Origin of the sequence: Vibrio echinoideorum (assembly GCF_024347455.1) — a bacterium.
In the GTDB taxonomy this organism is placed as follows: domain Bacteria; phylum Pseudomonadota; class Gammaproteobacteria; order Enterobacterales; family Vibrionaceae; genus Vibrio; species Vibrio echinoideorum.
Map to the genome: position 1 here is coordinate 25206 of NZ_AP025483.1, position 13684 is coordinate 38889.

The following is a 13684-nucleotide window of genomic DNA, read 5'->3' on the forward strand; positions in this document are numbered from 1 at the left end:
ATTTGGCACAGTCAATTCATTACCATTCTGTTGGAATGGTAATAGCTTTAGAATTACATGTTCATTTTCGAATGAATATTAGTTTTGAAGTCAGTATTCGTTGAGTCACAAAATCTTAAATTGAAGAGTTTGATCATGGCTCAGATTGAACGCTGGCGGCAGGCCTAACACATGCAAGTCGAGCGGAAACGACACTAACAATCCTTCGGGTGCGTTAATGGGCGTCGAGCGGCGGACGGGTGAGTAATACCTAGGAAATTGCCTTGATGTGGGGGATAACCATTGGAAACGATGGCTAATACCGCATAATGCCTACGGGCCAAAGAGGGGGACCTTCGGGCCTCTCGCGTCAAGATATGCCTAGGTGGGATTAGCTAGTTGGTGAGGTAATGGCTCACCAAGGCGACGATCCCTAGCTGGTCTGAGAGGATGATCAGCCACACTGGAACTGAGACACGGTCCAGACTCCTACGGGAGGCAGCAGTGGGGAATATTGCACAATGGGCGAAAGCCTGATGCAGCCATGCCGCGTGTATGAAGAAGGCCTTCGGGTTGTAAAGTACTTTCAGTTGTGAGGAAGGGTGTGTAGTTAATAGCTGCGCATCTTGACGTTAGCAACAGAAGAAGCACCGGCTAACTCCGTGCCAGCAGCCGCGGTAATACGGAGGGTGCGAGCGTTAATCGGAATTACTGGGCGTAAAGCGCATGCAGGTGGTTCATTAAGTCAGATGTGAAAGCCCGGGGCTCAACCTCGGAACTGCATTTGAAACTGGTGAACTAGAGTGCTGTAGAGGGGGGTAGAATTTCAGGTGTAGCGGTGAAATGCGTAGAGATCTGAAGGAATACCAGTGGCGAAGGCGGCCCCCTGGACAGACACTGACACTCAGATGCGAAAGCGTGGGGAGCAAACAGGATTAGATACCCTGGTAGTCCACGCCGTAAACGATGTCTACTTGGAGGTTGTGGCCTTGAGCCGTGGCTTTCGGAGCTAACGCGTTAAGTAGACCGCCTGGGGAGTACGGTCGCAAGATTAAAACTCAAATGAATTGACGGGGGCCCGCACAAGCGGTGGAGCATGTGGTTTAATTCGATGCAACGCGAAGAACCTTACCTACTCTTGACATCCAGAGAAGCCAGCGGAGACGCAGGTGTGCCTTCGGGAGCTCTGAGACAGGTGCTGCATGGCTGTCGTCAGCTCGTGTTGTGAAATGTTGGGTTAAGTCCCGCAACGAGCGCAACCCTTATCCTTGTTTGCCAGCGAGTAATGTCGGGAACTCCAGGGAGACTGCCGGTGATAAACCGGAGGAAGGTGGGGACGACGTCAAGTCATCATGGCCCTTACGAGTAGGGCTACACACGTGCTACAATGGCGCATACAGAGGGCAGCAAGCTAGCGATAGTGAGCGAATCCCAAAAAGTGCGTCGTAGTCCGGATTGGAGTCTGCAACTCGACTCCATGAAGTCGGAATCGCTAGTAATCGTGAATCAGAATGTCACGGTGAATACGTTCCCGGGCCTTGTACACACCGCCCGTCACACCATGGGAGTGGGCTGCAAAAGAAGTGGGTAGTTTAACCTTTCGGGGAGGACGCTCACCACTTTGTGGTTCATGACTGGGGTGAAGTCGTAACAAGGTAGCCCTAGGGGAACCTGGGGCTGGATCACCTCCTTATACGAAGATAGTCACGATGAGTGTCCACACAGATTGATGGTTTAGATTTAGTTAAAGCCAGAGCTTTAATTAATAACGTAAGTTATTGATTAAAGCTTTTTGCTTTATGCTCTTTAACAATTTGGAAAGCTGACTGATTGATTTACTTACGAGTAATTCAATCAAATTTAAAAGTTCTCAATGTTTATCTTTCATTAGATAAACACAACAAACACATTCAAGTGTCTTGTATTCGAATCAAACTTAGTTTGATTCACAATTGAGTCCGGCAAACAGTTATCAGGAATTAACCCTTCTTGATGACAACCAAAAACCTTGGTTAGTTGCCATACACTAAGACCCTTTCGGGTTGTATGGTTAAGTGACTAAGCGTACACGGTGGATGCCTTGGCAGTCAGAGGCGATGAAGGACGTAATAACTTGCGATAAGCCCAGATTAGGTAGTAATAACCTTTTGAGTCTGGGATTTCCGAATGGGGAAACCCACGTGCATAAGCACGTATCCTGTTGTGAATACATAGCAACAGGAGGCAAACCGGGGGAACTGAAACATCTAAGTACCCCGAGGAAGAGAAATCAACCGAGATTCCGAAAGTAGCGGCGAGCGAAATTGGATTAGCCCTTAAGCTTTTAATGATGCAGGTGAAGAGTCTGGAAAGTCTCGCAATAAAGGGTGATAGCCCCGTAACCGACACATCATAATCAGTGAAAACGAGTAGGGCGGGACACGTGATATCCTGTCTGAATATGGGGGGACCATCCTCCAAGGCTAAATACTACTGACTGACCGATAGTGAACCAGTACCGTGAGGGAAAGGCGAAAAGAACCCCTGTGAGGGGAGTGAAATAGAACCTGAAACCGTGTACGTACAAGCAGTAGGAGCACCTTCGTGGTGTGACTGCGTACCTTTTGTATAATGGGTCAGCGACTTAATTTTAGTAGCAAGGTTAACCGTTTAGGGGAGCCGTAGGGAAACCGAGTCTTAACTGGGCGTACAGTTGCTAGGATTAGACCCGAAACCAGGTGATCTAGCCATGGGCAGGTTGAAGGTTGAGTAACATCAACTGGAGGACCGAACCGACTAATGTTGAAAAATTAGCGGATGACTTGTGGCTAGGGGTGAAAGGCCAATCAAACCTGGAGATAGCTGGTTCTCCCCGAAAGCTATTTAGGTAGCGCCTCGGACGAATACTACTGGGGGTAGAGCACTGTTAAGGCTAGGGGGTCATCCCGACTTACCAACCCTTTGCAAACTCCGAATACCAGTAAGTACTATCCGGGAGACACACGGCGGGTGCTAACGTCCGTCGTGGAGAGGGAAACAACCCAGACCGCCAGCTAAGGTCCCAAAGTATAGCTAAGTGGGAAACGATGTGGGAAGGCTCAGACAGCCAGGATGTTGGCTTAGAAGCAGCCATCATTTAAAGAAAGCGTAATAGCTCACTGGTCGAGTCGGCCTGCGCGGAAGATGTAACGGGGCTAAGCTATACACCGAAGCTGCGGCTACGTACCTTAGGGTATGTGGGGTAGGGGAGCGTTCTGTAAGCCGTTGAAGGTGGTCTGTAAGGGCTGCTGGAGGTATCAGAAGTGCGAATGCTGACATGAGTAACGATAAAGGGAGTGAAAAACTCCCTCGCCGGAAGACCAAGGGTTCCTGTCCAACGTTAATCGGGGCAGGGTAAGTCGACTCCTAAGGCGAGGCCGAAAGGCGTAGTCGATGGGAAACGGGTTAATATTCCCGTACTTCTTACAATTGCGATGGGGGGACGGAGAAGGCTAGGTGGGCCTGGCGACGGTTGTCCAGGTTCAAGTATGTAGGCGGGTGGTTTAGGTAAATCCGGACCACTACTAACGCTGAGATACGATGTCGAGCTACTACGGTAGTGAAGTCATTGATGCCATGCTTCCAGGAAAAGCCTCTAAGCTTCAGATTGTAAGGAATCGTACCCCAAACCGACACAGGTGGTCGGGTAGAGAATACCAAGGCGCTTGAGAGAACTCGGGTGAAGGAACTAGGCAAAATGGTACCGTAACTTCGGGAGAAGGTACGCTCTTATCAGTGAAGTCCCTTGCGGATGGAGCAGACGAGAGTCGCAGATACCAGGTGGCTGCAACTGTTTATTAAAAACACAGCACTGTGCAAAATCGTAAGATGACGTATACGGTGTGACGCCTGCCCGGTGCCGGAAGGTTAATTGATGGGGTTAGTCTTCGGACGAAGCTCTTGATCGAAGCCCCGGTAAACGGCGGCCGTAACTATAACGGTCCTAAGGTAGCGAAATTCCTTGTCGGGTAAGTTCCGACCTGCACGAATGGCGTAATGATGGCCACGCTGTCTCCACCCGAGACTCAGTGAAATTGAAATCGCTGTGAAGATGCAGTGTACCCGCGGCTAGACGGAAAGACCCCGTGAACCTTTACTACAGCTTGGCACTGAACATTGAACCTACATGTGTAGGATAGGTGGGAGACTATGAAATTGCGTCGCTAGATGTGATGGAGTCGTCCTTGAAATACCACCCTTGTAGTTTTGATGTTCTAACGTTGGTCCCTGAATCGGGATTACGGACAGTGCCTGGTGGGTAGTTTGACTGGGGCGGTCTCCTCCCAAAGAGTAACGGAGGAGCACGAAGGTGGGCTAAACACGGTTGGACATCGTGTGGTTAGTGCAATGGCATAAGCCCGCTTGACTGCGAGAATGACAATTCGAGCAGGTGCGAAAGCAGGTCATAGTGATCCGGTGGTTCTGAATGGAAGGGCCATCGCTCAACGGATAAAAGGTACTCCGGGGATAACAGGCTGATACCGCCCAAGAGTTCATATCGACGGCGGTGTTTGGCACCTCGATGTCGGCTCATCACATCCTGGGGCTGAAGTCGGTCCCAAGGGTATGGCTGTTCGCCATTTAAAGTGGTACGCGAGCTGGGTTTAGAACGTCGTGAGACAGTTCGGTCCCTATCTGCCGTGGGCGTTGGAAAATTGAAAGGGGCTGCTCCTAGTACGAGAGGACCGGAGTGGACGAACCTCTGGTGTTCGGGTTGTCATGCCAATGGCATTGCCCGGTAGCTAAGTTCGGAATCGATAACCGCTGAAAGCATCTAAGCGGGAAGCGAGCCTTGAGATGAGTTTTCCCTGGCACTATAAGTGTCCTAAAGGGTTGTCGTAGACTACGACGTTGATAGGCAGGGTGTGTAAGTGCTGCGAGGCATTGAGCTAACCTGTACTAATTGCCCGTGAGGCTTAACCATACAACACCCAAGGGGTTTTGTGGACTCAGATGTATCAGACCTTGAATGAGTTTGAAGAGAAATACTTTTAGATAAGCTTTCCGAATTTTAAAATTTGCTTGGCGACCATAGCATTGTGGACCCACCTGATTCCATGCCGAACTCAGAAGTGAAACACAATAGCGCCGATGGTAGTGTGGGGTTTCCCCATGTGAGAGTAGGACATCGCCAGGCTTTAATTTCGACTTTGTCTATTTAATAGACAAGTCACCATAGAGTTCTAAGTTTTCTTAGTGTTTTATGTTGACTTTCAAAGTGGAAAGCGTATTATACGCGTCCTGCTTAAGTGCTAAGGCACTGAAAGCGTTCTCTTTTTAGAGAACACGCTCTTTAACAATTTAAACCTATCAATCTGTGTGGGCACTCGTTGATGAATATCAAAACGTTATTACTTAGGTAGTAACAGTTACTTCGGTAACAAACTTGATTTCAATGAACTGAGTGACCAATACAAAGTTAAGTTTACTTAATTTTGGCACAGTCAATTCATTACCATTCTGTTGGAATGGTAATAGCTTTAGAATTACATGTTCATTTATGAATATTAGTTTTGAAGTCAGTATTCGTTGAGTCACAAAATCTTAAATTGAAGAGTTTGATCATGGCTCAGATTGAACGCTGGCGGCAGGCCTAACACATGCAAGTCGAGCGGAAACGACACTAACAATCCTTCGGGTGCGTTAATGGGCGTCGAGCGGCGGACGGGTGAGTAATGCCTAGGAAATTGCCTTGATGTGGGGGATAACCATTGGAAACGATGGCTAATACCGCATAATGCCTACGGGCCAAAGAGGGGGATCTTCGGACCTCTCGCGTCAAGATATGCCTAGGTGGGATTAGCTAGTTGGTGAGGTAATGGCTCACCAAGGCGACGATCCCTAGCTGGTCTGAGAGGATGATCAGCCACACTGGAACTGAGACACGGTCCAGACTCCTACGGGAGGCAGCAGTGGGGAATATTGCACAATGGGCGAAAGCCTGATGCAGCCATGCCGCGTGTATGAAGAAGGCCTTCGGGTTGTAAAGTACTTTCAGTTGTGAGGAAGGGTGTGTAGTTAATAGCTGCGCATCTTGACGTTAGCAACAGAAGAAGCACCGGCTAACTCCGTGCCAGCAGCCGCGGTAATACGGAGGGTGCGAGCGTTAATCGGAATTACTGGGCGTAAAGCGCATGCAGGTGGTTCATTAAGTCAGATGTGAAAGCCCGGGGCTCAACCTCGGAACTGCATTTGAAACTGGTGAACTAGAGTGCTGTAGAGGGGGGTAGAATTTCAGGTGTAGCGGTGAAATGCGTAGAGATCTGAAGGAATACCAGTGGCGAAGGCGGCCCCCTGGACAGACACTGACACTCAGATGCGAAAGCGTGGGGAGCAAACAGGATTAGATACCCTGGTAGTCCACGCCGTAAACGATGTCTACTTGGAGGTTGTGGCCTTGAGCCGTGGCTTTCGGAGCTAACGCGTTAAGTAGACCGCCTGGGGAGTACGGTCGCAAGATTAAAACTCAAATGAATTGACGGGGGCCCGCACAAGCGGTGGAGCATGTGGTTTAATTCGATGCAACGCGAAGAACCTTACCTACTCTTGACATCCAGAGAAGCCAGCGGAGACGCAGGTGTGCCTTCGGGAGCTCTGAGACAGGTGCTGCATGGCTGTCGTCAGCTCGTGTTGTGAAATGTTGGGTTAAGTCCCGCAACGAGCGCAACCCTTATCCTTGTTTGCCAGCGAGTAATGTCGGGAACTCCAGGGAGACTGCCGGTGATAAACCGGAGGAAGGTGGGGACGACGTCAAGTCATCATGGCCCTTACGAGTAGGGCTACACACGTGCTACAATGGCGCATACAGAGGGCAGCAAGCTAGCGATAGTGAGCGAATCCCAAAAAGTGCGTCGTAGTCCGGATTGGAGTCTGCAACTCGACTCCATGAAGTCGGAATCGCTAGTAATCGTGAATCAGAATGTCACGGTGAATACGTTCCCGGGCCTTGTACACACCGCCCGTCACACCATGGGAGTGGGCTGCAAAAGAAGTGGGTAGTTTAACCTTTCGGGGAGGACGCTCACCACTTTGTGGTTCATGACTGGGGTGAAGTCGTAACAAGGTAGCCCTAGGGGAACCTGGGGCTGGATCACCTCCTTATACGAAGATAGTCACGATGAGTGTCCACACAGATTGATTAGGTTTAGAAAAGTAAAGAGACGAAGAACTCCCAAGTTCTTCAATATCCAGTGTCCCGTTCGTCTAGAGGCCTAGGACACCGCCCTTTCACGGCGGTAACAGGGGTTCGACTCCCCTACGGGATACCATTGGGTCGTTAGCTCAGTTGGTAGAGCAGTTGACTTTTAATCAATTGGTCGCAGGTTCGAATCCTGCACGACCCACCATTCTTTCTCCGCGAAGGAATTAAAACTATCGTGGGCGATTAGCTCAGTTGGGAGAGCACCTGCCTTACAAGCAGGGGGTCACTGGTTCGAGCCCGGTATCGCCCACCATTCTCTAAATATTCTTGGTTATTAAAATGTTCAAACCACTTCTTTTGTCGCTGGTTGGTATGTTTGACCCTGAGAGTCTTTAGAAAATGTGAATTTTAGAACACTGGTTCTTAAAGTCTCATGCTCTTTAACAATTTGGAAAGCTGACTGATTGATTTACTTACGAGTAATTCAATCAAATTTAAAAGTTCTCAATGTTTATCTTTCATTAGATAAACACAACAAACACATTCAAGTGTCTTGTATTCGAATCAATGTTTACATTGATTCACAATTGAGTCCGGCAAACAGTCATTGAGAATTAACCCTTCTTAATGACAACCAAAAACCTTGGTTAGTTGCCATACACTAAGACCCTTTCGGGTTGTATGGTTAAGTGACTAAGCGTACACGGTGGATGCCTTGGCAGTCAGAGGCGATGAAGGACGTAATAACTTGCGATAAGCCCAGATTAGGTAGTAATAACCTTTTGAGTCTGGGATTTCCGAATGGGGAAACCCACGTGCATAAGCACGTATCCTGTTGTGAATACATAGCAACAGGAGGCAAACCGGGGGAACTGAAACATCTAAGTACCCCGAGGAAGAGAAATCAACCGAGATTCCGAAAGTAGCGGCGAGCGAAATTGGATTAGCCCTTAAACTTTTAATGATGCAGGTGAAGAGTCTGGAAAGTCTCGCAGTAAAGGGTGATAGCCCCGTAACCGACACATCATAATCAGTGAAAACGAGTAGGGCGGGACACGTGATATCCTGTCTGAATATGGGGGGACCATCCTCCAAGGCTAAATACTACTGACTGACCGATAGTGAACCAGTACCGTGAGGGAAAGGCGAAAAGAACCCCTGTGAGGGGAGTGAAATAGAACCTGAAACCGTGTACGTACAAGCAGTAGGAGCACCTTCGTGGTGTGACTGCGTACCTTTTGTATAATGGGTCAGCGACTTAATTTTAGTAGCAAGGTTAACCGTTTAGGGGAGCCGTAGGGAAACCGAGTCTTAACTGGGCGTACAGTTGCTAGGATTAGACCCGAAACCAGGTGATCTAGCCATGGGCAGGTTGAAGGTTGAGTAACATCAACTGGAGGACCGAACCGACTAATGTTGAAAAATTAGCGGATGACTTGTGGCTAGGGGTGAAAGGCCAATCAAACCTGGAGATAGCTGGTTCTCCCCGAAAGCTATTTAGGTAGCGCCTCGGACGAATACTACTGGGGGTAGAGCACTGTTAAGGCTAGGGGGTCATCCCGACTTACCAACCCTTTGCAAACTCCGAATACCAGTAAGTACTATCCGGGAGACACACGGCGGGTGCTAACGTCCGTCGTGGAGAGGGAAACAACCCAGACCGCCAGCTAAGGTCCCAAAGTATAGCTAAGTGGGAAACGATGTGGGAAGGCTCAGACAGCCAGGATGTTGGCTTAGAAGCAGCCATCATTTAAAGAAAGCGTAATAGCTCACTGGTCGAGTCGGCCTGCGCGGAAGATGTAACGGGGCTAAGCTATACACCGAAGCTGCGGCTACGTACCTTAGGGTATGTGGGGTAGGGGAGCGTTCTGTAAGCCGTTGAAGGTGGTCTGTAAGGGCTGCTGGAGGTATCAGAAGTGCGAATGCTGACATGAGTAACGATAAAGGGAGTGAAAAACTCCCTCGCCGGAAGACCAAGGGTTCCTGTCCAACGTTAATCGGGGCAGGGTAAGTCGACTCCTAAGGCGAGGCCGAAAGGCGTAGTCGATGGGAAACGGGTTAATATTCCCGTACTTCTTACAATTGCGATGGGGGGACGGAGAAGGCTAGGTGGGCCTGGCGACGGTTGTCCAGGTTCAAGTATGTAGGCGGGTGGTTTAGGTAAATCCGGACCACTACTAACGCTGAGATACGATGTCGAGCTACTACGGTAGTGAAGTCATTGATGCCATGCTTCCAGGAAAAGCCTCTAAGCTTCAGATTGTAAGGAATCGTACCCCAAACCGACACAGGTGGTCGGGTAGAGAATACCAAGGCGCTTGAGAGAACTCGGGTGAAGGAACTAGGCAAAATGGTACCGTAACTTCGGGAGAAGGTACGCTCTTATCAGTGAAGTCCCTTGCGGATGGAGCAGACGAGAGTCGCAGATACCAGGTGGCTGCAACTGTTTATTAAAAACACAGCACTGTGCAAAATCGTAAGATGACGTATACGGTGTGACGCCTGCCCGGTGCCGGAAGGTTAATTGATGGGGTTAGTCTTCGGACGAAGCTCTTGATCGAAGCCCCGGTAAACGGCGGCCGTAACTATAACGGTCCTAAGGTAGCGAAATTCCTTGTCGGGTAAGTTCCGACCTGCACGAATGGCGTAATGATGGCCACGCTGTCTCCACCCGAGACTCAGTGAAATTGAAATCGCTGTGAAGATGCAGTGTACCCGCGGCTAGACGGAAAGACCCCGTGAACCTTTACTACAGCTTGGCACTGAACATTGAACCTACATGTGTAGGATAGGTGGGAGACTATGAAATTGCGTCGCTAGATGTGATGGAGTCGTCCTTGAAATACCACCCTTGTAGTTTTGATGTTCTAACGTTGGTCCCTGAATCGGGATTACGGACAGTGCCTGGTGGGTAGTTTGACTGGGGCGGTCTCCTCCCAAAGAGTAACGGAGGAGCACGAAGGTGGGCTAAACACGGTTGGACATCGTGTGGTTAGTGCAATGGCATAAGCCCGCTTGACTGCGAGAATGACAATTCGAGCAGGTGCGAAAGCAGGTCATAGTGATCCGGTGGTTCTGAATGGAAGGGCCATCGCTCAACGGATAAAAGGTACTCCGGGGATAACAGGCTGATACCGCCCAAGAGTTCATATCGACGGCGGTGTTTGGCACCTCGATGTCGGCTCATCACATCCTGGGGCTGAAGTCGGTCCCAAGGGTATGGCTGTTCGCCATTTAAAGTGGTACGCGAGCTGGGTTTAGAACGTCGTGAGACAGTTCGGTCCCTATCTGCCGTGGGCGTTGGAAAATTGAAAGGGGCTGCTCCTAGTACGAGAGGACCGGAGTGGACGAACCTCTGGTGTTCGGGTTGTCATGCCAATGGCATTGCCCGGTAGCTAAGTTCGGAATCGATAACCGCTGAAAGCATCTAAGCGGGAAGCGAGCCTTGAGATGAGTTTTCCCTGGCACTATAAGTGTCCTAAAGGGTTGTCGTAGACTACGACGTTGATAGGCAGGGTGTGTAAGTGCTGCGAGGCATTGAGCTAACCTGTACTAATTGCCCGTGAGGCTTAACCATACAACACCCAAGGGGTTTTGTGGACTCAGATGTATCAGACCTTGAATGAGTTTGAAGAGAAATACTTTTAGATAAGCTTTCCGAATTTTAAAATTTGCTTGGCGACCATAGCATTGTGGACCCACCTGATTCCATGCCGAACTCAGAAGTGAAACACAATAGCGCCGATGGTAGTGTGGGGTTTCCCCATGTGAGAGTAGGACATCGCCAGGCTTTAAATTAAATCTTTAGGTCGACCGACCTGGGGATATGGACGCTCACTTAGTGAGTTGACCACTGCGGAGTGGTAGTTCAGTTGGTTAGAATACCGGCCTGTCACGCCGGGGGTCGCGGGTTCGAGTCCCGTCCACTCCGCCACTTATTCGATAACCTCGCCTAGTGCGAGGTTTTTTCGAATCTGAAGCAAGATAAAGTTTTAGGGGTGTAGCTCCAATTGGCAGAGCAGCGGATTCCAAATCCGCGTGTTGGGAGTTCGAATCTCTCCACCCCTGCCATATTTAAAGCTCCAGCAGAAATGCTGGAGCTTTTTTGTATCTGTCACTTTTTCAAAGTGACGTTGAGGACCGGAGTGTCAGCCAAGTCGACTATATTGATCCCCATCGAAGCAGAAATCCTAGAGTCTTTTTGATTTACATTTGTTCGATTTTTAATCGATAATTACCTACCTTGAATAGAATATTGTCTTAGAAATGTAAGTGCTTACTTATCTCAGTCTCTTTTATAAGCAATTAACAACACAATCCACACTTCTTTATGAGAATTATTCTCAATATTTTGTTACATTTTGGTCGTTATTACTAAAAGGCAACAAATATGGATATTTCCCGTCGTAAGTTTATTCAATCATCTCTCGCTATATCTGCACTAACAGTACTCCCCGCTTGTTCAATGAAGCGGTCTGCTGATGAGCAAGGAAAGTATGTTTATGACTTAACTGCTGAGCCCTCAACAGCAGAGTTAGTGAAGGGATTTAATACCAATATTTTGGGTTTCAATGGACAGATTCCTGCTCCAACGATTCAGTGTCGACAAGGTGAGAAGGTAATAATTCGTTTTACCAATAAGCTATCAGAACCTACTACCATTCATTGGCATGGCCTAAGAATTCCAATCGAAATGGATGGCGTTCCTTTCTTGAGCCAACCTCCTATTATGCCTGGCGAAACATTCATTTATGAATTTACGCCGCCAGATGCCGGTACGTTTTGGTATCACCCACACATGAATAGCGTGAAGCAGCTTGGTATGGGCTTAGTTGGTCTTATTATCGTAGAAGAGAGTAATCCAGTACGGTTCGATGAAGAACACGCATTGATGCTTAAGCATTGGCACATCGACAAACAGGGTCAATGGAAAGATTTAATGATCCCACGACTCAGTGCTCGTATGGGCACTCCTGGTGAGTGGAGTAGTGTTAATGGAATCCATGAACCCATATATCAGTTGAAGCAGTATGCAGCGACTAGACTGCGTATTGCTAATGTCGATAATACGATCACTTACCCTATTGCTGTCGAAGGGGCTGAAGCATGGGTTATAGCCATCGATGGTAATCCTGTAAAAACGCCTTATAAACTGACTCAACATAAAATTGGTCCGGGTATGCGTGTTGATATCGGATTGATCGCTCCTAAAGCAGGGGAGCGAGTTAACGTTCTCCAAATGAAGGGGCGTTTCCCATTTCCTTTATGTGAATTTGAAGTCGTAGACTCAACATTTACTCAAGAGCGGGTGTTGCCATTATTACCATTGAATCCAGTACCTAACCTAGATATTGCTAATGCTGAAGAGATCGATTTTGTATTCGAGTGGGAGGGCGCGGTATCACCAGTGTCTAAAGATGGGAAGTCCATGCCTAAGTTTTGGCTTGCTAATAAAAGAGCATGGGAAGGAATGAGTAAAGATAATATTCCTAAACCGTTGGCAACTTTAGAACTAGGTAAGACTTACATATTCGATCTTAAGAACGTTACTCAATATCATCACCCGATTCATATTCATGGTCATACATTCACTGTATTGGAAATTGATGGTAAAAAAATTGAAGAACCTTTCCATACAGATACTGTGCTACTTGGAAAAAATGGCCGAGCTAAAGCTGCATTTGTTGCAGACAACCCAGGGCGTTGGATGTACCACTGTCATGTTATTGAACACATGAAAACGGGATTGATGGGATATATTGAAGTTAAGTGACACCTGTAACGTTTAATATTTGCGCATGCATTCTTAGTTTATACCCTCGCTTTTATCGGCGGTAAAGCTAGAATATAGGGACTATTGTTTGGGAGGATTCATGGGTCAGTTATCTATTTTAGGTTTTATTGCCATTGGTGGCGCATTTGGTGCTTGTTCGCGTTATTTGATTTCAGAGTTATGTGTGGTGATGCTAGGACGTGGCTTCCCTTACGGTACGCTGACAGTTAACGTAATTGGCTCTTTAATTATGGGTTTACTCATCGCAGCGTTTGAGAATGAGATGGTTGCGACAGAACCATGGAGGCAGATCATCGGTCTTGGTTTCCTTGGAGCACTGACTACATTTTCTACATTTTCGATGGATAACGTGCTTCTTATGCAGCAGGGTGCTTTCTTTAAGATGGGACTCAATGTGCTACTCAACGTGGTTCTCAGCATCTCAGCAGCATGGATCGGCTTCCAACTTTTGATAAAGTCTTAAAACTTTCTTACGATTTGTTAACAACTCGGCTTGGTTTATCCAAGCCGTTTTTATATACTCGATCGAACTTGTCGGAGTGCCATATGGCTGAGACCGTTAACTCGGGATCCGTTGAACCTGATCAGGCTAATACCTGCGAAGGGAACAAGAGTAGGTATCTAACTAGAATCCTTCTAGAGATCTATCTCCAGATCACAACTGTATTTTCTTGTTGTAATCCCTCTTGTAGCATCAAATCCGTCAAGCATTTTTATCCCTATAAATAATGGCTAAAAGCCAAGGAAAAATG

2 protein-coding genes, 5 tRNA genes, 6 rRNA genes and 1 riboswitch are annotated in these 13684 nt (G+C 48.0%); all 13 genes read left to right on the forward strand.

The window, feature by feature from the left end; genetic code table 11:
• The first annotated feature begins 117 nt into the window (after positions 1-117).
• The 13 genes from OCV36_RS00105 (at position 118) to crcB (ending at position 13395) form a co-directional block, all read left to right on the forward strand.
• Positions 118-1672, forward strand: a 16S ribosomal RNA gene (locus OCV36_RS00105).
• Between the two features lie 355 nt (positions 1673-2027).
• Positions 2028-4921 (forward strand): 23S ribosomal RNA (locus tag OCV36_RS00110).
• Between the two features lie 97 nt (positions 4922-5018).
• A 5S ribosomal RNA gene (gene rrf, locus OCV36_RS00115) occupies positions 5019-5134 on the forward strand.
• 409 nt (positions 5135-5543) lie between these two features.
• A 16S ribosomal RNA gene (locus OCV36_RS00120) occupies positions 5544-7098 on the forward strand.
• Positions 7099-7189: 91 nt separating this feature from the next.
• A tRNA-Glu gene (locus OCV36_RS00125) sits at positions 7190-7265 on the forward strand.
• 2 nt (positions 7266-7267) lie between these two features.
• A tRNA-Lys gene (locus tag OCV36_RS00130) sits at positions 7268-7343 on the forward strand.
• A 32-nt stretch (positions 7344-7375) separates the two neighbouring features.
• Positions 7376-7451: transfer RNA gene (locus OCV36_RS00135), tRNA-Val, on the forward strand.
• A gap of 370 nt (positions 7452-7821) precedes the next feature.
• A 23S ribosomal RNA gene (locus OCV36_RS00140) occupies positions 7822-10715 on the forward strand.
• 97 nt (positions 10716-10812) lie between these two features.
• A 5S ribosomal RNA gene (rrf, locus tag OCV36_RS00145) occupies positions 10813-10928 on the forward strand.
• The 16S, 23S and 5S rRNA genes sit together here with 5 tRNA genes alongside, the layout of an rRNA operon.
• Positions 10929-10995: 67 nt before the next feature.
• A tRNA-Asp gene (locus tag OCV36_RS00150) sits at positions 10996-11072 on the forward strand.
• Between the two features lie 60 nt (positions 11073-11132).
• A tRNA-Trp gene (locus OCV36_RS00155) sits at positions 11133-11209 on the forward strand.
• Positions 11210-11528: 319 nt separating this feature from the next.
• Positions 11529-12911: a multicopper oxidase family protein gene (locus tag OCV36_RS00160; protein ID WP_135459189.1), complete on the forward strand. Its 1383-nt coding sequence runs from the start codon at positions 11529-11531 to the stop codon at positions 12909-12911.
• A 100-nt stretch (positions 12912-13011) separates the two neighbouring features.
• Entirely contained in the window at positions 13012-13395 is a 384-nt protein-coding gene (crcB, locus tag OCV36_RS00165; protein WP_004736665.1) for a fluoride efflux transporter CrcB, read from the forward strand.
• A gap of 62 nt (positions 13396-13457) precedes the next feature.
• Positions 13458-13556, forward strand: a riboswitch (TPP riboswitch).
• Positions 13557-13684 lie beyond the last annotated feature (128 nt).

Coding starts and splice junctions, on each gene's coding strand:
- OCV36_RS00160 (WP_135459189.1), top strand. CDS start 11,529: ATGGATATTTCCCGTCGTAAGTTTATTCAATCATCTCTCGCTATATCT.
- crcB (WP_004736665.1), top strand. CDS start 13,012: ATGGGTCAGTTATCTATTTTAGGTTTTATTGCCATTGGTGGCGCATTT.